The organism is Mesorhizobium sp. L-8-10 (assembly GCF_016756635.1).
Taxonomy (GTDB): Bacteria; Pseudomonadota; Alphaproteobacteria; order Rhizobiales; family Rhizobiaceae.
The window spans coordinates 2351988-2375223 of sequence record NZ_AP023263.1; the positions used below are offsets into that span (position 1 = coordinate 2351988).

Below are 23236 nucleotides of genomic sequence, written 5' to 3' on the forward strand. Positions count from 1 at the left end.
GCAACTATCAGAGGAATGCTATGCTATGCTAGAGAAAGGACGCGAAGTGGCAAGGCATTGCGTACTGTTCATTTTAATCATCAGTGTATAGTCAACGTATTTGAACATATCTCGTTCCGAGATAGTGTCATTCTTGGCCAACGATGCTGTCCCTATAATGGAATAGTCGTTCCTTCGTGTAACCTCTCGTCGCGTCGTAGTTCAGCAACCTGCCGTATCGTACGCCATCCGGTGAGGTAACGAGACTGTCGAAGACCCCTTGTGCGCCAAGCGCGATCAGATAGCCCCAATCCTCGATTTCGACCTGGCATCGTCGGTCGCTTTCGCAGACCTCCCGCGCCGATAGGACCGTCTCATCGGGCATGACGATCCAGACAGACATCTCAGCCGCCGAGACAGGTATCGCCGCCCAAAGGAGAGAGATCCATGTAACGAGCGCGCGCATTTCGACACCCATAGGTTGCATCTCCTTCAAGACACAGATCGAGGCGAAATAATGTCGGATATAGTAAGGCGGTCGCTGCCGCCGATTGGCGGAAAGCCGGTGACGATGTCGGAGCGCGACGCACGAGAATATGCGAACGAGCTAGCTGTCGCCTCGGATGGTGGCGACGTGGCTATGGTGGAGGAGCCTGTAGAGGATGGCGGTCGCCACCACCGGATTCCCGAACGGGCTGCCCACTCGCCCACCGAGCGGGTCGAGGTGATCAGCATGGCTTCTCCGCTCGCAGCGACGGCTGACCAGCTGGAAGAAGAGATGCGCCGCATCAGGCTCGAACGGCAGATAGCCGAGCTCGTCGACGATCAGCAGCTTGGGTTTGGACAAGTGCATGAGCCGTTCCTCCAGCCGCCCCTCGGCATGCGCCTTGGCGAGTTGGGCCACCAGCGCCGGCGCCAGCACGAACAGCACCGTATGGCCGGCCACGATCGCCTCGCGTCCGATCGCCACCGCGAGATGGGTCTTGCCCACCCCGCAGCAGTGCCTCGCCATGGGCTATGAAGCGGCCGGTCGCCAGTTCCCGCACCTGGCCCTTGTCGAGCGAGGAATGGGCTTCGAAAGTCGAAGCCGGCGAGATCGCGCATGAAGGGGAACCGCGCCGGCCAGCATCAGGTCTCTCCTGCCAGTTCGGCGTCCAGCGCCGATGCCAGGTCGAAGAAGCGCCGGCGGACGTCATGGGCATGCGGGTTGGCGCGTTCGATGGCGTGGAAAACCTCTGCCGTATCGTGGCGGACCATGCCCACGGCCTCAATGATCAGGTCGAAGCTTCGCGTCGTCATCGCGGTCGGCAACGGCTCCATGCGCACCAGGACCTTGGCGATGAGATGGGTCAAACCCTGTGCCGCAGCGACTTCGCGGTCATGCGCCTCCGGGGTCGTGACGATGACGTCGAGGCGTAGCCGACTTTTGAGAAAGGCGATCACGCGACGGCCTTGCCCGCCGCGGATCGGACAGACCGCGATCTTCAGCCCGGCTATGCCGTCGACAGCACTTTGAGGACCGAACAACGGGTGCGTGGCGACGACGTCGACATTATCAGGCAGGCCCTGCTTCATGATCCCGGCGGGCATCGACTTGACCGATCCGACGTCGAGAACGAGTGCGCCGGGCTGCATATGGGGCGCGATGGCCGCGACCGTTTCGCGGATGCGATCGACCGGCGTGGCGAGCACGACGACCGGACTGCGTGCGACGGTCTCGAGGTCGGCGAAAGTGATATCCTCGAACCCCGCGACATCAGGGGCCGGCGGCGACGGATCATAGGCGCAGAGCCGGAAGTAGGGCCCAAGATGGCGCGCCATCAGCCGTCCGAAGGCGCCGAAACCGACGATGCCGAGGGTTGGACGTGCGTTGCTTTCCCGAAACATGCCTGACCTCTGCTGGGAGCGCGAAGCCAGGGACGGACTAAGGGAAACAACCGCTGGCGACGCAGCGGTTGAAAGATGACGAAACACCCCGCCGCTAAGGAAGCGGCGCGTAATACAGGCCCGAATGGTGGAGCGAGGTCGTCATGGCGAACTCGTAAGCCAATGCCCGCCCGGATGTCAACCGTGCTTGCTGGCGTCGATGGCAGTTGCTCCGCGTCAGGCTATTTCAGCTGCCATGCGGGAAATCAGCCGCCCGAGACGGGCGATGCCCTCGGCCGCCGCATGCTCGTCGGCGAGGGAGAAGCTCAGCCGGATGGTGTTGGCGCCCGAGCCGTCGGCGTGGAAGGCCTTGCCCGGCACGAAGGCGACCTTTTCGGTCTCGATCGCGCGGGCGAGCAGCGATGCGCCGTCCATGCCCTCGGGCAGCGTGACCCAGATGAACATGCCGCCTTCCGGTTTCGTCCAGCTCGTGCCCTGAGGCATATGCTGCGCCAGTGCGTCGAGCAGCAGGTCTCGGCGCCGGCGATAGGTGTCGCGCAACCGGGCGGTATGGGCATCATAGTGGCGTATGGCGACCTTGTGCATGACGACCTGGTTGATCGTCGGGCTGTGGAGATCGGATGCCTGCTTCATCAGCACCAGCTTGCGGATGACGGGTGCCGCAGCGCACACCCAGCCCACCCGCAGGCCGGGCGACAGGGTCTTGGAGAACGTGCCGCAATAGATGGTGCGGGTGTTGTCAATGCCGCGGCTGCGTTCGACGTCGAGCGCCAGGATGGGCGGCACCGGCTGGCCGTCGTAGCGCAGCGCCTGATAGGCTGCATCCTCGATCAGCGGTATGTCCAGGTCCGCCGTCAGGTCGAGCAGGCGCTCCCGCGCGGCGCGATCGATGGTCTCGCCCGTGGGGTTCGAGAATTCCGGTGTGAGATAGGCCAAGGCGACCCGGCCGCCGGCGTCCCTGGCGGCCTCGCGATAGGCATGCGGCGTCATGTTGTCGCCTTCGGGTGCCAGCCGGTCGTAGCGCGGCTCATAGGCGTTGAAGGCCTGGAGCGCGCCCAGATAGGTCGGTCGCGCGACGAGCGCGGTGTCGCCGGGCGAAAGGAACAGCTTGCCCAGATAGTCGAGCGCCTGCTGCGACCCGGAAACGATCAGGATGTTTTCCGGCGAGCAGGGCACGCCGAGAGCCGCCATATGGTCGACGAGCCATTCGCGCAGCGGCAGATAACCCTCGCTGACCGAATACTGCAGCGCAGCTCCCGCAGCGTCTCCGGAGAGCAGGTCTTCATATGCCTCGCTGAAGGCGCGGTTGGGAAAGAGCGTCGGGTCGGGAATGCCGCCAGCAAAGGAGATGATGTCGGGCTGGTCGAGCAGTTTCAGCAGTTCCCGGATCTCCGATGCACGCATCCGTTCGGCGCGCGCCGCGAATTTGTCTTCCCAGTTGGACACGATTTCCCTCTTTGCCTCTCAGGCGTGGTTTCCTCGCGCCGGACAGAACGCCCGGACAGGCGTTATGTCAATGATGCTGACCTAAAGAAGCGTTCCTCCAGCGCCGATCCTCATCGGCCGGCAAGCCGGGGCCCTCCCTGAAAACCGGGCAGGCGACTGGCAATCTGCCTGCCCGTGCCCCAGGTGCTTTGACCGCCATGGCCGAAGAGCGATCCAACATCCGGACCGGGATCGCGCCATTGCGGATACGCCGACGGAGTGCCGAGCAGGGGTCACTCAGCCGGTTAGGTGCATAGGTGCACATATAACCGCCTGTTATTGCGAATGATTTCCAATTCCAAACATAACGTTTGCACCGGGGACGACGACCGCCTATGTCGGCCGCGTTGCTAGGCCCGCCCGGCATGGTCCGCCCAGAGTCACGAACCGGAGCGTGTGATGGACAAAGCTCTCAAGCTCGCGCTGGGCAGCATCGCCGTCGGCGGCCTCGTGCTCGGCCTGAAATATCTGGCCTATCGGCTGACGGGGAGTATCGCGCTCTACTCAGATGCGCTCGAAAGCACCGTCAATGTCGCCACCGCGGTCGCCGCCTTCTTCGCGGTGCGGCTGAGCGCGACGCCTCCGGACGCCAACCATCCCTACGGCCATCACAAGGTGGAATATCTGTCGGCCGTCGTGGAAGGCGTCCTGATCGTGATCGCGGCGTTGATGGTGCTGCGCGAGGCCTATTTCGGTCTTCTCGCCCCGAGGGAACTCCAGGCTCCGCTGAAAGGTCTGCTCGTGAATGCCGCGGCGAGCGTCATCAACGCGCTCTGGTGCTTCGTCCTGTTCCGCTTCGGGCGGCAATGGCGCTCACCGGCACTGATCGCCGACGCGCGCCATCTTTGGGCCGATGTGGTGACGTCGGTCGGCGTGGTGGTCGGCGTGGGGCTCGTCGTGGTGACGGGCTGGCAACAGCTCGATGCCGTGCTGGCCGCGCTCGTGGCCGTCAACATCCTCTGGTCCGGCTGGCGGCTGATGCGCGAATCGATCGGCGGCCTCATGGACGAAGCGGTTCCGGAAGAGACGCTGACGCGCGTGAAGGAACTCATCTCGGCACATGCCGATGGCGCCATCGAGGCCCATGACCTGCGGACCCGGCAAGCCGGCCGTGTTACCTTCATCGAGTTCCATCTCGTCGTGCCGGGCACGATGAGTGTCTCGGATTCGCATGCGCTTTGCGACAGGATCGAGGCCGCCCTCCGCGGTGGCGTCGGTGGCGCCATGATCACCATCCATGTCGAGCCGGAGGAGAAGGCCAAGCATCCCGGCGGCATCCCGGTGGTCTGATACCGGCGGCACCGGATGCTGGCGCATTCAGGCCGCGCAACGCTGACGCATGCACGCGACCTCGGCGCGGCCTCCCCGGGCCGCTCGGCTTCGGCTACAGCGGCCGTTCGCATTCAAAACGGTTCATCGACCGTTTGGTGCAAGCCCTGCCAACCGCCTCTGCGTCCCCTATTGCAGCGGCCAGACGGTGAGGAGGGCAGGGACAGCGACGATGATGACGATCAGGGAGAGCGGCAGGCCGAGCCGTGGATAGTCGGAGAACCGATAGCCGCCGGGGCCCATCACCAGCGTGTTGCACTGATGCCCGATCGGCGTCAGGAAATCGCAACCCGCGCCGATCGCCACCGCCATCAGGAAAGCCTCGGGCCGGTATCCCAGCGAGCCGGCGAAGCCCGCCGCGATGGGTGCCATCACCAGCACCGTCGCGGCGTTGTTGAGGAAGGGTGTGACGGCCATCGCCGCGACCAGGATAAGCGCCAGGGCGCCGTAGCCCGGCAATGTCGAACCGAGTTCGGCAAGCGCCGAAGCGATGATGTCGGTTGCGCCGGTCTGTCGCAAGGAATCGCTTACCGGGATCAAGGTGGCGAGCATGACGAGGATCGGCCCGTCGATCGAGGCATAGATCTCGCGGGCCGGGATGATCTTGAACAATATCATCATGGTCGCGGCGGCGAAGAAGGCGACCGACACCGGCACCAGCCCGAGGGCGGTCGTGCCCATCGCCGCGATCAGGATCAGCACCGGCAAGACGCCGCGGCGCGCGCTGCCGAGGAGCAGGGGCCTCTCCGCGAGCGGCAGAAGGCCGAAGTCGCGCAGGAATTCGGGCATGGCGGCCGGGTTGCCCTGCAGCACGACGACGTCGCCCAGTCGCAACGAGATCGCCCCCAGCCTCTGGTCCAGCCGCTCGCCCTTGCGGCTGACGGCCAGAAGGTTGACGTTGAAGCGCTCGCGCAGCAGCAGGTGCTTGGCGGACCAGCCGATGAGGCTCGAATGCTCGCCAATCACGGCTTCGATCGCGACGGGCTCGAAGCCCGCCTTGCCCTGCTCCGCCAACTCGCGGCCACCGGCGATGCTGAGCCTGGCCTGGGCGACGAGGCGATCCAGCGCCTCATGGTCCCCCTCGATCAGCAGGATGTCGTCGACCTGGAGCACGGCGTCGGGAAAAGGCGTGATCCGCACGTTGTTGGTACGCAGGATCGTGGTTATCACGGCCTCGCCGCCGGCGATCTTCAAAAGGTCGGCCACCGTCTTGCCGACGACGGTCGATCCCCGCACGACGGTTGCCTCGGCCGAATAATTGTCGATGGCGAGCGCTTCGTGGAGCGAACCGCCCTTTCGTTGGCGTTGCGGCAGGATCCAGTAAAACAGCGTGAGGAAGATGATGCCCGCTGCGGTCAGGGCGAGCCCGACCGGTGTGAAGTCGAACATGCTGAAGGCAGTGCCCGTGATTTCCGCGCGAATACGCGAGACCACGATGTTTGGCGAGGTGCCGATCTGGGTCATAAGGCCGCCGAGCAGCGAGGCGAAGGCCATCGGCATCAGAAATGTGGAGGCCGATATGCCTGAGCGCCGCGCGAACTGGAAGGCGATCGGTATCATGATCGCCAGCGCCCCGATGTTCTTGACGAAGGCCGACAGGACCGCGACCACGAAAACCAGGAGGAAAAGCTGGCCGCGCACCGACCTCAGGTTCGGCAGATGGCGCTGGATGAGCAGTTCCACGAAACCGCTGCGCGCCACGCCCGCGCTCACCAGCAGGGCGCTGCCCACGATGATGACGATGTCGTCGCTGAAGCCGGAAAATGCACGGTCGAGCGGCACGACACCAAGCGCGAGCGCCAGCAGCAGCGACAGGGCCGCGACGAGATCGTAGCGGAAGCGCCCCCAGATGAACGCCGCCATCATCAGCGCGATGACGGCGAAGGACAGGAATTGCGGGGATGTAAGCATGGGCGCCCGGTTCTGCCGTATCGGTCCGAAAATCATACTCCATTCTCGGGCCGATCGTTCAAGGTGTCGGAGCAACGCGGAAGGGAGGGATACGTTGCCTTGCCCATATCGCGTATCAGCCGGCCAGCATGACCTCAAGACGTTCCAGCAATGGGCGCTGGCCTGGAATGATCTTCAAAGTGGCGGCCGGCAGCGTAAACCATCCGGCGCGATCAACCTCGGGGAAAAGCTCCCGGCGCCCACTGCCGGGCGGCCACTCCATCTCGAAGCTGTTGCTTCGGACGGCATTCACGTCGAAAGCTCCTTCGACGGCATAGGCGACGACACGCTTCCCACCGGCCTGGACTGCCTCGCCGAGAGGAAATGGAGGGCCCGCCGGCGGCACGGCTCCGAGCTCTTCGGCGAATTCGCGAAACGCTGCTGCCTGCGCATCCTCGCCCGGACCATATTCCCCTTTCGGGATGGACCACGCCCCTTCATCACGCTTGCGCCAGAAAGGCCCTCCGGGATGGACGAGCAGCACTTCAGGGAAACCGGCTTCACGGCGAAAGACGAGCAGTCCGGCACTCGTCCTGGGCATCGGCTGTCTCCTGCAACCAGGGCCTATCCGCTCTCCGCGATCTGGCCGGACGATCGCTCGTAGAGCGTAGCGCCGGTATCGGCGTCGATGCCTGCGAGGCTCACGGTATAACCCCACAGATTGCGTATATGGCGCAATGTCGCGTCGCGGCCTTTCTCCTCCAGCATGATGTCATGCTTCACCTTGTGCTCGAGCCTCAGATGCCGGTCGCCGAGGAGATCGACGTCGACCACCTGTATGTCGGGGCGGGTTTCGCCGATATCGTAGCTCCTGGCAAGAGCGGCGCGGATCTTGCCGTAGCCGCGCTCATTGTGGATCGACGCCACTTCATAGTGCCTTTCCGACGCTACGTCGCCGAGCACGAACAAGCGCCATTTGCGGATGAGCGCCGGGCTCAGATACTGCAGGATGAAGGACTCGTCGCGATGGTTCGCCCAGGCGTCGAGCAGCGTCGCGCGCCAGTCGCCATTGCCGGCCATGTCGGGGAACCAGTCGCGATCTTCAGCCGTCGGTTCCATCGAGATGCGGCAGATATCCTGCATCATGTCGAAACCCAGCGCGTAGGGGTTGATGCGCGAATAGCGCGGATCGTCGAAGGATGGCTGGAAGACCACGTTCGAATGGTTCTGCAGCACCTCCAGCATGGCGCCGTCCCCGATCCTTCCCTGGTCGAAGAGGCTGTTCATGATCGTGTAATGCACGAAAGTGGCGCAGCCCTCGTTCATCACCTGGGTCTGCCGCTGCGGGTAGAAATATTGCGCGATCACCCGCACGATGCGCAGAATCTCGCGCTGCCAGGGCTCCAACACCAGGCTGTTCTTCTCCAGGAAATAGAGAAGGTTCTCCTCCGGCAGGTTCAGCTTCTTCTTGCGCTCCTGGGCGCTGCGCTCGATGGCGCTGGGTTCGTCCTCGTCCTTCTGTCGGGGAAGGGTGCGCCACAGGTCGCTGAAGGACCGCTCCTCATATTCCAGCCTCTCGCGGATTCCTTCGCGTTCCTTCTCGGAAGAGAGCCGCGGCGGGCGGCGGTAGCGGAAGACCGCCTGCTCCATCAACGCATGGGCCGCATCGAGGATGGCCTCGACCGCCGCAAGTCCATGCCGCTCCTCGCAGCGTGCGATGTAGCTCTTCGCGAAGTCCAGGTAGCTCAGGATCGATCCGGCGTCGGTCCATTGGCGGAACAGATAGTTGTTCTTGAAGAAATGATTGTGGCCGAAGGCGGCATGGGCAGTCACCACGGCCTGAAGCGCCATGGTGTTGCCTTCCATGAGATAGACGATGCACGGATTGGAGTTGATGACGATCTCGTAGGCCAGGCCGCGCAGGCCCTTGCGGTAGAGCTGCTCGTCGAACAGGAAATGCTTGCCGAAGGACCAGTGCCGGTACATCAGCGGCATGCCGACCGAGGAATAGGCGTCGAGCATCTGCTCGGCGGAGATGATCTCGAGCTGGTTCGGATAAGTGTCCAGGCCCAACTCGTCATGTGCGATCGACTTGATCGCGTCATAGGTGCGCGACAGCGTCGCGAAGTCCCAGTCGGACCCCGAAAACAGCAGGCGCGAGGAACTTGCACGCTTGTCCATTGCCCGCTCGTCCTCAGCCGCGCTTCGCCAGGCCGGCCTGCCTGGAGAAAAGTTCGTGGAACACGGGATAGATTTCGGACGGCCGTGCGATGCGGGTCATCTGGAAGTTCGGCCACTGCGCGTCGACCTTGCGATAGGCGCGCCACAGCGATGTGCCGTTGTCGGTCGAGCCGAAGATGTGGCTCTCGCGCTCGTCGATGATCTCGACATAGGCATAGTACTGACACAGCGGCATGACCTCCTTGTCGAGGAGCATGACGCAGCGCTCCGAATCATTGGCGAAATTGTCGCCGTCGGAGGCTTGGGCGGCATAGATGTTCCATTCCCGGCTGGGATAACGCTCCTCAACGATCCGGCGCATCTCCTCGAGTGCCGTCGAGACGACGGTGCCGCCGCTCTGCTGGCTGTAGAAGAACGTCTCTTCGTCCACTTCCTTGGCCTCGTGGGTGTGGCGGATGAAGACGATGTCGATGCGCTCGTAGCGCCGCTTGAGGAACAGGTGCAGCAGCACGAAGAACCGCTTCGCCAGATCCTTCTCCCGCTCGCCCATCGAGCCCGACACGTCCATGAGGCAGAACATGACGGCGCTTGCATTGGGCACGGGCTGCGGGTCGAAGCGATTGAAGCGGATGTCGACGGGGTCGACATAGGGGATCAGGCGCCGGCGGCGGCCCAGCCGGTCGAGTTCTTGTCTTATCTGCAGGATCCGCTCCAGCGCGGCTGCCTTGGGGGCCGGGTCCGCCTCGAGCAAGGCGAGTTCGTCGGTCAAGGCGTCGAACTCCTCCTGTTTCGGCCGGTGGAGCGCGATGCGCCGCCCGTAGCTATGACGCATGGTGCGCCCGACATTGATGCTGGTGGGCGAGCCGGTCATGGCAAAACCGGCGCGACGCGGCTTGAAGGCGGCGATCTCCTTCAGATTGAGCTTCACCATGTCAGGGAGTTCGAGATCCTCGAAGAAGAGGTCCAGCACCTCCTCCCGCGACAGCACGAAGCGGAAATCGTCCTCGGTCTCCTGGGTCGTCGGTCCCGACGCGCCGCCGCCATCCTGCCCGCCCGGCTTGGGGATACGGTCGCCCGTCTGGAATTCCTTGTTGCCGGGCAGCACATGGTCGCGCCGTCCGCTGGCATTGGAGTTCTGGAAGGTCGGCTCGCTGGTGCCGCGCACCGGCATGGAAACCGTGTGCTGGGCATCCACGTCGGCGATCTTGCCCGTCTTGACCTGTTCCTTGATGGTGCGCTTCAACTCATCGCGCGCCCGCTTCAGGAAGCGTTGCCGGTTGCTCAGGCTCTTGTCCGGCGGATTCAACCGGCGATCGATAAAACTCGGCATGGATCGATCCGCGCCTTCCCGGCGGTCAACCCGCCTTGTTCACTCGCATGTACCAATCGACGAGGCGACGGACCTGGCGCTGCGTGTAACCGCGCTCGACCATGCGCTGCACGAACTCCGTGTGCTGCTTTTCGGTGACCGTATCCTTCTTGGAACCGAAGCTGATGACCGGAAGCAGGTCTTCGACCTGGCCGAACATGCGCTTCTCGATCACTTCGCGCAGCTTTTCGTAGCTCGTCCAGGACGGGTTGCGACCGCTGTTCTTGGCTCTGGCGCGCAGCGTGAACTTGACCACCTCGTTGCGGAAGTCCTTGGGATTGGCGATGCCGGCCGGCTTCTCGATCTGTGACAGCTCGGCGTCCAGGACCTCGCGGTTGAAAATCTGGCCGGTGTCGGGATCCTTGAAGTCCTGGTCCTCGACCCAGGCATCCGCATAGGCGATATAGCGGTCGAACAGGTTCTGGCCGTACTCGCTGTAGGATTCCAGATAAGCCTTCTGGATTTCGTGCCCGATGAACTCCGCATAGCGTGTGGCGAGCTCGGACTTGATGAAATCGAGATAGGCGGCCTCGATCTGCTTGGGGAACTGCTCCCGCCGGATCGCCTGCTCCAATATGTACATCAGATGCACCGGATCGGCCGCGACTTCCTTGGTGTCGTAGTTGAAGGTCTGCGACAGGATCTTGAAGGCGAAGCGCGTGCTCACCCCGGTCATGCCTTCGTCGACGCCGGCGGCGTCGCGATACTCCTGCACCGACTTTGCCTTCGGATCGATCTCCTTCAGGTTCTCGCCGTCATAGACGCGCATCTTGGTGTAGCGCGGCGAGTTCTCATGCTCGGCCAGGCGGGTGGAAACGGTGAAGCGGCTGAGGATCTCGAGCACCTCGGGGGCGCAGGGGTTCCTGGCCAGTTCGCTTTCCCGCAGGAGCTTTTCGTAGATCTGCTTCTCCTCGGTCACCCTCAGGCAATAGGGAACCTTGACGACGAGGATGCGGTCCAGGAACGCCTCATTGTTCTTGTTGTTCTTGAAATGCAGCCATTCCGACTCGTTGGAATGCGCCACGACAATGCCCTGATAGGGGAACGCGCCCAAATTCTCCGTGCCGTTGTAGCTGCCTTCCTGTGTCGCGGTGAGCAGGGGATGCAGTACCTTGATCGGCGCCTTGAACATCTCGACGAATTCGAGCAGGCCCTGCGTCGTACGGTTGAGGCCGCCGCTGTAGGAATAGGCGTCGGGATCGTGCTGGCTGAAATTCTCGAGCTGCCGGATGTCGACCTTGCCGACCAGGGCCGAGACGTCCTGGTTGTTCTCGTCGCCCGGCTCGGTCTTGGAGATGCCGATCTGGCGCAGCCGCGAAGGCATCAGCTTCGCTACGCTGAACTTCGAGATGTCGCCGTTGAGCTCGTCGAGGCGCTTCGCTGCCCAGGGCGATATCAGCCCGTTGAGGCGCCGCCGCGCGATGCCGTATTTGTCTTCCAGAAGGTCGGCCATTCGTTCCGGATGGAAGAGGCCGAGCGGCGATTCGAATACCGGGCTGACCTGCCCGCCCACCTTGAGCGTGTAGATCGGTCGCTGCTCCATCAGCTTCTTGAGCCGCTCGGCAAGCGACGACTTGCCGCCGCCGACGGGCCCCAGCAGATAGAGGATCTGCTTGCGCTCCTCGAGGCCCTGCGAAGCGTAGCGGAAATAGCCCACGATCCGCTCGATCGTATCTTCCATACCGTAGAACTCGGCGAATGCCGGATAGATCTTGATGGTCCGGTTCGCGAATATCCGCCCGAGGCGCTCGTCGGCACTCGTGTCGATCAGCTTCGGCTCGCCGATCGCCTCGATCATCCGCTCAGGCGCCGTCGCGTAGAGAGATCGGTCGTCGCGACAGGCCAGCAGATATTCCTGGAGGCTCATCTCCTCCTGTGCCGTGCTGGTATATATCTCCGAAAACAGATCGAAGACGTCTGATTCTTTCCCGCCCATAATGCCCTCTTGCTTCAGGCCCGGGAACGCCGGGCTCGCTGTGAGTAAGCCCTGTCGAGAATCAACTATCTGATAGCTTTGTGGTTCCGTCGTGATCCCGCAATAGCTTCTTTTTACAAAGAAGTTTGCAGCCGATCACATTTAAGTGTGCGACCGCCCGGCGGGCAAGACCGGCCTTGCATCTGTGGATAAGTTCTGCACCGCCACTGCGATCTCACACGGCTGCTATCCAAACAGATGTGGCTACGGCGGTCGGTATCTGCAAGAGGGTGCGACAGGAAGTCAGGCGAGACCTCCATTCAGCACATCGCGCCAGGCCGGTCTGCTGGTGACAGCCATCAGCAAAACATCCGCCGCATGGAACTTTTCGCCTGACGGTTGTTTTCTCTGTGGACCGTTTCCTTTCCACGGTTCGAACCCGTCCAAGCGACAGTCCGCGCTTCCCCTCATGCGCGGGCTTTCGATTGAGGGACGGGCTTTGTCAGGAATTACCTGTTCGATTAAGTAAAGGAATTGGTTCCTACATCCGTTGGATGTATGGTGATCCTAAATGCGCGTCGCGGCGTGGAGGCAGTTGCATGGTGCGTGTGCTGGTGACGGCGATCATGTCGATACTCCTATACAATACGATTTCTTTTATCTACGTATTATTTAGCGACCCAAAGAGTTTGCATGAGTATTATATGAGTAGAGAGTTTCGCGAATTAAATGAAGAAATAAATTGGAGACTTTCATTGAAAAGGTCGGTGAATATTTCTGATATCTTCAATGATGCAGAAGAGGCCTGTTTAACCGATATCGACGTGGACCCGCTGGAGATCGTAGAAAAGAGAGGGATAAAGGACGTCGACTATTATTTCGGTGTCCTTGGGCCTTTTGGCTGGAATGACACGGCTACATACCTTACGGTCTTTAGAAAAGATAGTAGAGCAACAATCATAGGACCTGAGTATTTTCACATAAAAGATAGTTTTGGTGGATGTGTGGAGGGTAGTATAATTTTGATGGCGGACGATGAAGGGAAGTTGTACTTCTTGAATTCGGAATAAAGGGACGGATATATATGGATATGAAAGGAATTCTTGGTCACTTGGAGGCTAAATTAAGCGATGGCGTAGATGTCTCGAAAGAGTATCTGAGCAAGGGTGCGGATGTCACGAAACATGCGGCCCGCGAGCTTTCGGGCTTCAACCAAATGGCGAGAGAGGCAGATGAAATAACGCGATCGCTTGGGTTGGTGTATCGAGAGCAAAGCCCTCTACCATTGCCTAAGGATAATAGGTATGGTGACGTACTTCCGGCGTCGAGCAATGCTATCGACCATGCATATATGAGCGCCAAGCTCGCGCAGAAATACGGCGTTCCTGTCGCAAAGACCTTCGGCGATATGCGTGAATGGATTTTGTCTCCTGCTAAGGAGGATTTGATCGATGATTCGTGGGATGTCTATAAGGACATGTGGAACAATGAAGTCGGCAGGCGCATAGGATTTTCTGCGGTCGATGATCAGGCTCTGATCGAGGCCATCAAGGATGCTTGGCGAAGGGGAGATTTGATTGCGATTAGGACAGATGGGAGAATTCCTAAGAACTATAGATATACGCCGAATTCCATAAGCGAATTCGATACGAGGTCCGTCCGCATGAAATCGAGGCCCGATCCGCTAGAAAATTGGGATTTCAGGCCTCGTTGATGTGCTTCAAGCGCGCAGCAGCAACGATCGGGGGACAAATTTCGTTCCCCGACCGCTTGCACCCGAGGAAGCTTTCGCGTAATTGCCGCCGTGGGCTACCCCTCCCCACCGAGGGGCTTACTATCTGGAAGGATAGACCACGATGACCGCACTTGCGAAGCCGGACCTGCGTCCGGCCAATCCCAATTTTTCCTCAGGTCCTTGCGCAAAACGTCCCGGCTGGTCGCTTCAAGCGCTCGCTGCGGCCCCGCTCGGCCGTTCCCATCGCGCCAAGATCGGCAAGTCCAAACTCGAGCAGGCGATCGAGCTTACCCGCGAGGTTCTGCAGGTGCCGGCGGGTTACCGGATCGGCATCGTGCCGGCATCCGACACCGGCGCCGTCGAGATGGCGCTGTGGTCGCTGCTCGGCGCCCGCGGAGTCGACATGGTCGCCTGGGAGAGCTTCGGCGCTGGCTGGGTGACCGACGTCGTCAAGCAACTGAAGCTCGCCGACGTGCGCACCATCGATGCGCCTTATGGCAGGCTGCCCGATCTCTCGGCGATCGATTTCGACCGCGACGTCGTCTTCACCTGGAACGGCACCACATCGGGCGTGCGGGTTCCGCACGGCGATTTCATTCCGTCCGACCGAAAGGGCCTGACGATCTGCGACGCGACGTCGGCTGCCTTCGCCCAGCGTCTCGATTTCGAGAAGCTCGACGTAGTCACTTTCTCCTGGCAAAAGGTGATCGGCGGCGAAGGCGCCCATGGCGTGCTCATCTTGTCGCCGCGCGCCGCCGAGCGGCTGGAGATCTACAAGCCGGCCTGGCCGCTGCCGAAGATCTTCCGCCTGACCTCGGGCGGCAAGCTCATCGAAGGGATCTTCAAGGGCGAGACCATCAACACGCCGTCCATGCTGTGCGTCGAGGACTATATCGATGCGCTGCTCTGGGCCAGGGAGATCGGTGGCCTCGACGCGCTCATCGCGCGTGCCGACCGGAACCTCGCCGTCATCGACGATTTCGTCGCGAAGTCGTCCTGGCTCGGCCACCTCGCGCTCGATCCCGCCACGCGCTCCAACACTTCGGTCTGTCTCTCGGTCGTCGATCCCGCGGTCACCGCGCTCGAAGCCGATGCCCAGGCCGCTTTCGCGAAAGCCATCGTCTCGGTGCTCGAAAAGGAAGGCGTCGCCTACGACATCGGCGCTTATCGCGACGCGCCGCCCGGCCTGCGCATCTGGGCCGGCGCCACGGTCGAAGCCGCCGACCTGGAACGGCTGATGCCCTGGCTCGACTGGGCCTTCGCAAAGGAACTGGCCACGCTGCAAGCTGCAGCCTGAGCCCCTTCCCGATCCGTCCGGCCGCCCTCCGCGTTTCGCGCCCGTCGAAAGGCGGGCGCCGGCATTCCGCCCGGGAGGGGTGGCCGCCACAACCGGTTGTTTTCCCAGAAGGACCACGCCCATGCCTCGTGTTCTCGTATCCGACAAGCTTTCCCCGACTGCCGTGCAGATCTTCAAGGATCGTGGCGTCGAGGTCGACTACCTGCCCGAACTCGGCGCCGACAAGGACAAGCTGCTCGAAGTCATCGGCGACTATGACGGCCTCGCCATCCGCTCTGCGACCAAGGTCACCGAGAAGCTGATCAACGCCGCCACCAGGCTGAAAGTGGTGGGCCGCGCCGGCATCGGCGTAGACAATGTCGACATCCCAGCCGCTTCGCGCAAGGGCATCATCGTGATGAACACGCCTTTCGGCAACTCCATCACCACGGCGGAGCATGCCGTCGCCATGATGTTCGCGCTCGCCCGCCAGCTTCCCGAGGCCAATGTGTCGACGCAGGCCGGAAAGTGGGAGAAGAACCGCTTCATGGGCGTCGAGATCACCAGCAAGACGCTGGGCGTCATCGGTTGCGGCAATATCGGCTCGATCGTGGCGACACGCGGCGTCGGGCTGAAGATGCATGTGGTCGCCTTCGACCCGTTCCTCTCGGAAGACCGCGCCATCGAGCTCGGCATCGAAAAAGTGGAACTCGACGAGCTCTTCGCCCGCGCCGACTTCATAACGCTGCATACGCCGCTCACCGAGAAGACCCGCAACATCATCAACGCCGATGCGATCGCCGCGATGAAGGACGGCGTGCGCATCATCAACTGCGCGCGCGGCGGCCTCATCGTCGAGGCCGATCTGGTCGCGGCGCTGAAGACCGGCAAGGTTGCCGGCGCCGGCATCGACGTGTTCGAGGTGGAACCGGCGAAGGAGAGCCCGTTCTTCGGTCTGGAGAACGTCGTGTGCACGCCGCATCTCGGCGCCTCGACCTCCGAGGCCCAGGAGAATGTCGCCCTGCAGGTCGCCGAGCAGATGTCGGACTATCTGATCAAGGGCGCGGTCTCCAACGCCGTCAACATGCCGTCGATCACGGCCGAGGAGGCGCCGAAGCTGCGTCCTTTCGTGAAGCTCGCCGAAGTGCTCGGGGCTTTCGTCGGCCAGGTAACCGAGGATCCGATCAAGGAGGTCGAGATCCTGTTCGACGGTGCTACCGCGACGATGAACACCAAGGCGTTGATCGCCGCCGCGCTTGCCGGGCTGATCCGGCCGCAGGTGGCCGACGTCAACATGGTGTCGGCGCCGATCATGGTGAAGGAGCGCGGCATCATCCTGTCCGAGGTCAAGCGCGACAAGTCAGGCGTCTTCGACGGCTACATCAAGCTGACGGTGACGACCGAACACATGAAGCGTTCCATCGCCGGCACCTGCTTTTCCGACCACAAGCCGCGCTTCATCCAGATCAAGGGTATCAATCTCGACGCCGAGGTCGGGCAGCATATGCTCTACACCACCAATGCCGATGCGCCCGGCATCATCGGCCTGCTGGGCACGCTCTGCGGCAACAATGGCGTCAACATCGCCAACTTCCAGCTCGGCCGCGACCGGCCGGGCGGCGATGCGATTGCGCTGCTCTATCTCGACGCGCCCTTCCCTGAGAAGGCGCTGGCAGAGCTTCGCGCCAATCCGAAGATCGACTCCGCCAAGCGGCTGCGCTTCGACGTCGCCGAGGCTTAAAGCATGTCTCCCGAACGCGGGTACCGGTTTCGGGACAAAGACATGCGTCAAATCAAAGAACCTGCAGCGTGTTGCGTGAATGCTTCTTCACGCAACGCGCTGCAGGGGCTCCGCTCTCCGTTCTGAAAGAACGATGCGGCTGGATTAGCCATTCCTGCCGCTTCGTTCACCATCTCAGACGATCCTGTAGACCTTGCCGGTGCCGGCGTCGCGATAGAGGTCCACGCGCGAGCCGTCCCAGTGATAGTCCAGGTGCCGGCCCTGGATGGGGTTTGCGGCGCAATCCGGATGGAACAACCCGACGCACTGACCGCCCTCGCGCCGGACGCTCGGATAGGCGATCCCGTTCGAACCCGCCTTGCGGAGTTGCGCGCCGAGCGCCTGGCCGGCCGCATAGTCGTTCGGATCGAGCGCCGCCCCATGGCCGCCGCCCCTGATGTCGTGCAGCCGGACATCCACGCTGAGCACGATCTCCCGGAACTGCGAGGTCCAGCCGGCGGGCTCGTTGGTCCGCGCCATGAAGCGTGCATGGTGATGGATCGTCTCGAACAGGGCGACCTCGAATTTGTCCGCCGCGTAGAGCACGCCGAAGGTCCCGTCGCTGAAGCGGCTCGGCCTGTCCGGGCTGACATGGGTGAACGGCGCCATCAGATAGCTGGCGCCAGGGCCGGCGACGCGCCGATCGGGGGGAACGAGATCGAGATTGCCGATCGTCTCCATCAGGCGCGGATTGGTCTTCATCTCCGCCGAGATGATCAGCGGCCAGTCGGCCGGATCGGCGATGTCTTCGAAGAGGTCGATTGGCGGAAAGCTGCTGCGGATGATCCGCGACGCGGCGGGCCACGCCACGTCGGATACGGGAATTGCCGATCTCACCAGGCGCCGCGCTCCGCGTCCAGATAGCGCCGCACCCGCATCAGATCGGTCAGTTCTCCGCCCAGCATGACCTCGCGCGCCGACCGTCCTGCAAAAGCCGAGTTCGGCGCGCCGATCCAGGCATAACCGCGCTGTGCTTCGCGGAAGACGATGCGAAGCGCCTTGTGGATGCCCATCAGGTTGGAAAGCCGCGCCTTGCCGTCCCGGTCGATCCGGCCGATTTCGCCTGCCTTCCAACGCCGATAGCTGCGGACCGGCAGGTCGAGCAGGGTCGCCGCTTCCTCGTCCGTCAGCTTCCACAGCCGGAACAGATTGACGGCGGCACGGAACATCGCCGCCGCTTCGTCATCCGTGATGGGGTGCGGCACGAAATCCCCGACGGTGGTGTTGACAGGTAGCAATTCGGCCATAAGTTCTCCGATTGGCATCATATAGGGGATTCGGTGCCATTTGGCAATGCCGGCGATCGGAGGAGTGGAAGCTCAGTCGCCCTGCCGGATCGGTTCCATGCCTGCTTTCACCAATCCGTCCGATAGGTGAAGCCTGTCAGCCTCGCGCGCGTAGTGGAGCGTGGCCAGGACCTGCTCCAGGCCGAAACCGGGTTCCTGCGCCTCGATCAGAGCGAGATGCGCGGCCGCGGCTGTCCTGTCGCCGAGCCAGGCATAGGCGGCTGCGACGAAGGCATGCTGCATACAATCCATGGTCGACAGATGCATGAACGCCTCGATCGCGTCGCCATATTGTCGGGCAGCGAAACGGGCCTTGCCGAGGTGGCTCCAGAAACGCTCCGGGTGATGAGGGTTCAGTCGCATCGCCTTGCGGATCCAGTCCATTCCTTCTTCGGGTCTGCCAAGCCAGGTCAGCAGTTCGCCATATTGGACGACGACAAGGTCGTAGTTCGGATTGAGCGCTAGCGCTCGCTCCTGGTGATGGCGGGCCCGGGTCAGGTCGTTCCGGTTGATATTGATGGCGGCGAGAATCCGATGCACGTCGGCATCGTTGTCGTCGAGCGTCAAGGCCTTCTCCAGTTCGGCAATGACCTCGTTGAAAACGGCGTCCTTGTCGGCGCACCATCCATAGACCCAAGCCTGCCCGAGTATGCAGCCGCGCCATGCGTGCGCGTGAGCGTAGTCCGGGTCCAGTTCCAGCGCTCGCTCGATCAGCTTCTGAGCCTCCATATTCTCTTCGCGGCTGCTGCGATGATGTCGGCCCTTGGCGGCGAGCACGCATTCATAAGCAGCCATGTTGGCCGGCGTCTTGCGGATGAGCCGGTCCTGCTGGGCAGCCTCGACCCGGCCCGGCAACGTGGCGACAATGGCTGCCGTGACTTCATCCTGTATGGCGAAGACGTCGTCGAGTTGGCGATCGTATTTTTCGGCCCAGATATGCGCATCGTTGGCGGTGTCGATGAGCTGGACGGTGACGCGCAGCCGGTCGCCCGACTTGCGCACGCTGCCCTCGACCAGAAACTGGGCGCCGAGCTTGTGCGCCACTTCGCGCAGGTTGGCGGATTGGCCCTTGTACATGAAGGTGGACGTCCGCGAGATGACGAAGAGTTCGTGGCGTCGTGACAGCTCGGTTATGATGTCCTCGGTGAGGCCGTCGACGAAGAACTCCTGGGCCGGGTCGCCGCTCATATTGGCGAAGGGCAGAACCGCAATGGATGGTTTCGCGACGGCGCGAGCGGGGACGCCCTCGGACTTGTGGGCTTCAGCCTTCTTGGGCACCTCCGCGCGCCACACCCGTATCGGGCGCGTGATGTTCTTCAGCGTCTTCTCACCGAGATCCTCGAAGGCGATGTCCAGCCGCTCGCAGACTTGCTCGTAGACCGCCTGCGTCACGCAGAAGCCGCCGATATCAGCCAATTGCTCGAGCCTCGCGGCGATGTTGACGCCGTCACCGAAGATGTCGCCCTGGTCGAAGATGATGTCGCCCAGATTGATGCCGATGCGGAACTGGATACGTCGCTCCTCCGGAACATCGGCGTTGCGCCGTCGCATCCTTTCCTGGATTTCCGCGGCGCAGCGAACGGCGTCGGCGACGCTCTGGAATTCCACCAGCATGCCGTCGCCCGTTGTCTTGATGATGTGACCCTGGTTCTTCGCTATTGCGGGGTCGATCAGCTCGATGCGATGCGTTCGGAGCCGTGCCAGCGTTCCCTGCTCGTCTGCCTCCATCAAACGAGAATATCCGACCATGTCGGAGGCGAGCACCGCGGCAAGCTTGCGTTCCATAGGCTCTTCTCCCGTGCCGCATCTTAGCACATCCGGATAGGATGAAACGATCCTTCACCAGTCTTGCGGGATCGGATCACTTCATCTTGCGACCGCTGTGCTCCGCCAGCCAGATGCCGCCGAGCACCGCAACCAGGGCCAAGGCGTGATAGAGATGGAAGGTCTCGCCGAGGATGGCGATCGACAGCAGGGTACCGAAGATCGGCAGAAGGTTGATGAACAGGCCCGCACGGTTGGCGCCGATCAGCTCGACGCCCCTGATGTAGAAGACCTGAGCCAGGATCGACGGGAAGATCACGGTGTATGCGATGACGAGCCATCCCAAGGTATCGGGAAGGATCGCGGCGCCGAGCGCGAATTCTCCGGCGAGGAAGGGAAGCGAGCCGAGGAAGGCGGCCCCCGTCATGACGATCATCAGGCTTTGCCAGTGGACCAGCGGCTTGAAGCGCAGCGCGACCGTGTATCCGGCATAGACGATTACGGCAAGCAGCATCAGCGCGTCGCCGAAGTTCACGTCCAGTTCCAGCAGTCTCGTCAGGTCGCCGTGGCTCGCAGTGAGCGCGATGCCGACCATGGAGATGACGAGGCCGGCAAGCTGCGCTGCGGTGGCGCGCTGGCGGAACAGAACGAAATTGGCGAGGAAGATCAGCGCCGGCATGCCTGCCTGCTCGATGCTGACATTGATCGCGGAGGTGTAGACCACGGCCGAATAGAGCGCCACGTTGAAGACGGAGAAGCCCGCGGTGCCGAGCAACGCCAGGAAGACAAGGCGCTTGCGGATGATCGGCCAGTCGGCGTCCAGTTGCCGCCAGCACATGGCGACGAGCACGATGCAGGCCAGGCCCCACCGGGCGGTCGTGAGAAGCATGGGCGAGACGTGACCGACGGCGAGTTTGCCGGCGACCGCATTGCCGCCCCAGAAGAGCATGGTGGCCAGGAGCAGGACATAGGCGGGGCGGTGATGCATGAGGCGATCCGGCGGCGAGTCTCAGATATGCCGATCCCGTTCCGGGTTTACGACACGAGCCGGTCTAAAGTGCCCGGTGCCGCGCGTAAATGGGCTGCCCCGGCGACGACGGCAAGATCGTCGACTGGCTGTCGCAGTGGCAGGTCACCTGCTCCACACGATCCAGCAATGAAGGTCTCAACTCAGTCGAACATCGTTGCGCGCACCAGGTCTGGTACTAGCTGAACATTTTTCAAGGCAGTTCTGAGTTCGGCCTGTTCCTCGTCGGGGAGCGTCGAGATTTCGACGCGGTTAGAGACCGGAACGCCGGCAAGGATGTCGCGGCACTGTTGGCGCAGTATGTATTTTTGCATACGCGCATGCGCGCTGGCGACGCGCCTGAGTTCGGCAACCGGTCCTATTTTCTTCGCGGCCAGGCCGGCAAGGCGATCACGAGTCGAAAGCGCGACGATTTCATGACGGATGGACAATGCGCGCGCAAAGACAACGGCGGGAAACAGCCCGTGGCGCTTGAGGTCGATGCGGCCGTGCTCTACCCGGAAGCGGCCCAGCAACGAAAACGGATTGACTGGCGTCGCAGCGCGCTCGCCGAGGGCTTTTACGAAAGCGACCTGCCCGTGCGCGACCGCGAACGCATGCTCGTGGAGTTGCGCAGCGAGCGCGCGGTCGCCGTGAACCGCCTGCAAATCGAAGAAGATGTCGACATTGAGCAGGTCCTCGGGACGGGAGCGGCGGACCCAGCCGGCGATACGCTGTTTCCAGGTGTCAAGCGAGCCGCGCCACTCTGCATTTCTTGCCATGACGCCGCCGTTGCACAAAGCTATGCCTGAAGTGTCGAGCGTGGCAGCAATCCTCTCGCCGAGCTCTGCGAACCAGCAGTCCTCTTGGCCTTCCGGCTGCCCTTCGGCAAAGACAATCGCGTTGTCCTGGTCGGCAGCCAACAGGCTCTCGCCCCTTCCGCCGGACCCCAGAACGAGAACGGCATAGGCGCAGGGTGGCGCCCCCTTGCCGTCGGCGGCCATCGCCAGTTCCGCAAGGACTGTGGCGCGGTGCGTCATGGCGCGCAGCTCCTCGCTGATGACCTCGGCGATAAGCGGCGCTTCGACTTCTTCGGCAATCAGCGACTGAGCGACCCAGGGAAGTGAGGTCCAGGCTGCCGCCAGGTCGTCCGTCGAGGAAGCCTCTTCGATCGCATCACTCAGGTTAATTGCGGCGCTCGCCCTGAGTTTGAGCAGATCTCGAGCGGAAACCGCACCTACCAGGTGCCCTGCCTCGTCGCAAACGGCGAGATGGCGAATGTTTAGCCGCGCCATCCGGCCTATCGCGCGATAGGCGAACGCAGCCGCCCGGATGGAGATCAAGGGGCGTGATGCAATTTCTGCGACGGAAGCTGCGAATGCACTCCCCCCGCCCTCCGACAAGTGCCTCATGAGGTCGCGCTCAGTCACGATGCCATAATCTTCGCGAGCCGCACCGGGCATGCCGTTTTCGGACACGAACAATGAGCTGATGCGGCGCGACAACATCACCGCCATGGCCTCCCGCACGCTCGTCTGCGATCTTACGACCACGGGTGGCTGGCTCATCAGTTCGGAGACGTGATGACGGTAGGCATAGGGATCGACAGCGACGAACGATCTGAAGGTCTCGGGCCGCGAAGCCGGCTCCATCCAGCCCGAGCGAAGGTGGCTCTCCAGTTGCCCCGTCTGGTCGAGGCATGCCCGTTCTGCTTCCGCCAGGGTGCCGATACCGCGGCGGGCTAGGTGCGGCAGCAGCGCCACAAAGATGTCAGCGGCGGCACGCGCGTCGGCCAGCGCCTGGTGCCGGACACCGAAAGCTACACCAAGCCAGCTCGCGATCGTCTCCAACGAGTGGTCTGGCAGACGCGGATTGACTGCCGCTGCGAGCAATCGCACGCAGAGTGAGCGGGGCTTCCTCCAATCCAGGCCAGCGCGCGTCGCTTCACTCGCGATGATGGCGAGATCGAAGCCTATCGAGTAGCCGATCAGGATGCGGCCAGCGGCAAAACCGGCGAGCCGGCCCCAAGCGCCGACGAATGAAGGAGCATCCTCCACCATCGCATCGGTGATGTGGTGCACCGCAGTCGAGGCAGACGGGATCGGTACGCCGGGATTGACCAGTGATTCCAGGCTCATGTCCTGATCGACAGCGCCTCGCCGGATCGCAACTGCGCCGATCTGAACGATTCGATCCTTTGCCGGATCGAGCCCCGTCGTCTCGGTGTCGAATGCGATTGCGTCAAGCACTCTTAGCGGCGTCGCACCTGTTGTTATCACTAAGCACGTTCCTCCCCTGAGGTCCATGTGACCACAAAATGCGACGCCACTCCAGAAACGGAGCGAACAGGCCTC

Annotated in this window: 19 protein-coding genes; 5 read left to right on the forward strand and 14 right to left on the reverse strand. The window is 62.4% G+C overall.

Annotation, left to right across the window (positions count from 1 at the left end; translation table 11 throughout):
* Window positions 1-127 precede the first annotated feature (127 nt).
* The 4 genes from JN280_RS11085 to JN280_RS11100 form a co-directional block, all read right to left on the reverse strand.
* On the reverse strand, window positions 128-457 hold the full coding sequence (locus tag JN280_RS11085; protein ID WP_202312157.1) for a hypothetical protein: 330 nt from the start codon (window positions 455-457) through the stop codon (window positions 128-130).
* Window positions 458-586: 129 nt separating this feature from the next.
* Window positions 587-991, reverse strand: a complete 405-nt coding sequence (locus JN280_RS11090) for an ATP-binding protein (RefSeq protein WP_210387839.1) — start codon at window positions 989-991, stop codon at window positions 587-589.
* A gap of 116 nt (window positions 992-1107) precedes the next feature.
* Complete coding sequence (locus tag JN280_RS11095) at window positions 1108-1866, reverse strand: prephenate dehydrogenase (protein WP_202312159.1); 759 nt, start codon at window positions 1864-1866, stop codon at window positions 1108-1110.
* 216 nt (window positions 1867-2082) lie between these two features.
* Window positions 2083-3312, reverse strand: a complete 1230-nt coding sequence (locus JN280_RS11100; RefSeq protein ID WP_202312160.1) for an aminotransferase-like domain-containing protein — start codon at window positions 3310-3312, stop codon at window positions 2083-2085.
* A 438-nt stretch (window positions 3313-3750) separates the two neighbouring features.
* Here JN280_RS11100 and JN280_RS11105 point away from each other — a divergent pair, with 438 nt between their 5' ends.
* The gene (locus JN280_RS11105; protein ID WP_202312161.1) at window positions 3751-4641 is read left to right on the forward strand and encodes a cation diffusion facilitator family transporter; all 891 of its coding nucleotides are present in this window, start codon (window positions 3751-3753) and stop codon (window positions 4639-4641) included.
* A 168-nt stretch (window positions 4642-4809) separates the two neighbouring features.
* Here JN280_RS11105 and JN280_RS11110 read toward each other — a convergent pair whose 3' ends face one another.
* From JN280_RS11110 to JN280_RS11130, 5 genes are all read right to left on the reverse strand, one after another.
* Window positions 4810-6591, reverse strand: coding sequence for an SLC13 family permease (locus tag JN280_RS11110; RefSeq protein ID WP_202314686.1), 1782 nt, complete (start codon window positions 6589-6591; stop codon window positions 4810-4812).
* Between the two features lie 115 nt (window positions 6592-6706).
* Window positions 6707-7171, reverse strand: a complete 465-nt coding sequence (locus tag JN280_RS11115) for an NUDIX domain-containing protein (RefSeq protein ID WP_202312162.1) — start codon at window positions 7169-7171, stop codon at window positions 6707-6709.
* 23 nt (window positions 7172-7194) lie between these two features.
* Window positions 7195-8751 (reverse strand): SpoVR family protein, encoded by a 1557-nt coding sequence (locus JN280_RS11120; protein ID WP_202312165.1) that lies wholly within the window; start codon window positions 8749-8751, stop codon window positions 7195-7197.
* A 13-nt stretch (window positions 8752-8764) separates the two neighbouring features.
* Complete coding sequence (locus tag JN280_RS11125) at window positions 8765-10081, reverse strand: YeaH/YhbH family protein (RefSeq protein WP_202312167.1); 1317 nt, start codon at window positions 10079-10081, stop codon at window positions 8765-8767.
* Between the two features lie 25 nt (window positions 10082-10106).
* On the reverse strand, window positions 10107-12056 hold the full coding sequence (locus JN280_RS11130) for a PrkA family serine protein kinase (protein WP_202312169.1): 1950 nt from the start codon (window positions 12054-12056) through the stop codon (window positions 10107-10109).
* Window positions 12057-12634: 578 nt separating this feature from the next.
* Between JN280_RS11130 and JN280_RS11135 the strand changes: the two genes are divergently transcribed.
* The 4 genes from JN280_RS11135 to serA all read left to right on the forward strand — a co-directional run bounded on the left by JN280_RS11135 (window position 12635) and on the right by serA (window position 16787).
* Complete coding sequence (locus JN280_RS11135) at window positions 12635-13105, forward strand: hypothetical protein (protein WP_202312170.1); 471 nt, start codon at window positions 12635-12637, stop codon at window positions 13103-13105.
* A 14-nt stretch (window positions 13106-13119) separates the two neighbouring features.
* Complete coding sequence (locus JN280_RS11140) at window positions 13120-13749, forward strand: hypothetical protein (RefSeq protein WP_202312171.1); 630 nt, start codon at window positions 13120-13122, stop codon at window positions 13747-13749.
* A gap of 142 nt (window positions 13750-13891) precedes the next feature.
* The gene (locus JN280_RS11145; RefSeq protein WP_202312172.1) at window positions 13892-15067 is read left to right on the forward strand and encodes a phosphoserine transaminase; all 1176 of its coding nucleotides are present in this window, start codon (window positions 13892-13894) and stop codon (window positions 15065-15067) included.
* Between the two features lie 121 nt (window positions 15068-15188).
* Window positions 15189-16787, forward strand: a complete 1599-nt coding sequence (serA, locus tag JN280_RS11150) for a phosphoglycerate dehydrogenase (RefSeq protein WP_202312173.1) — start codon at window positions 15189-15191, stop codon at window positions 16785-16787.
* A gap of 174 nt (window positions 16788-16961) precedes the next feature.
* On the opposite strand, the gene JN280_RS11155 is transcribed toward serA, so the two are convergent.
* From JN280_RS11155 to JN280_RS11175, 5 genes are all read right to left on the reverse strand, one after another.
* The gene (locus tag JN280_RS11155; protein WP_244743207.1) at window positions 16962-17663 is read right to left on the reverse strand and encodes an RES family NAD+ phosphorylase; all 702 of its coding nucleotides are present in this window, start codon (window positions 17661-17663) and stop codon (window positions 16962-16964) included.
* Window positions 17660-18073: an MbcA/ParS/Xre antitoxin family protein gene (locus tag JN280_RS11160; protein WP_202312174.1), complete on the reverse strand. Its 414-nt coding sequence runs from the start codon at window positions 18071-18073 to the stop codon at window positions 17660-17662. Before JN280_RS11160 ends, JN280_RS11155 begins: the two co-directional genes overlap by 4 nt.
* Before the next feature lie 72 nt (window positions 18074-18145).
* Window positions 18146-19897 (reverse strand): adenylate/guanylate cyclase domain-containing protein, encoded by a 1752-nt coding sequence (locus tag JN280_RS11165; protein WP_202312175.1) that lies wholly within the window; start codon window positions 19895-19897, stop codon window positions 18146-18148.
* 76 nt (window positions 19898-19973) lie between these two features.
* The gene (locus tag JN280_RS11170) at window positions 19974-20864 is read right to left on the reverse strand and encodes a DMT family transporter (RefSeq protein WP_202312176.1); all 891 of its coding nucleotides are present in this window, start codon (window positions 20862-20864) and stop codon (window positions 19974-19976) included.
* 182 nt (window positions 20865-21046) lie between these two features.
* Complete coding sequence (locus tag JN280_RS11175) at window positions 21047-23131, reverse strand: DUF294 nucleotidyltransferase-like domain-containing protein (RefSeq protein ID WP_244743210.1); 2085 nt, start codon at window positions 23129-23131, stop codon at window positions 21047-21049.
* Between the last annotated feature and the right edge of the window lie 105 nt (window positions 23132-23236).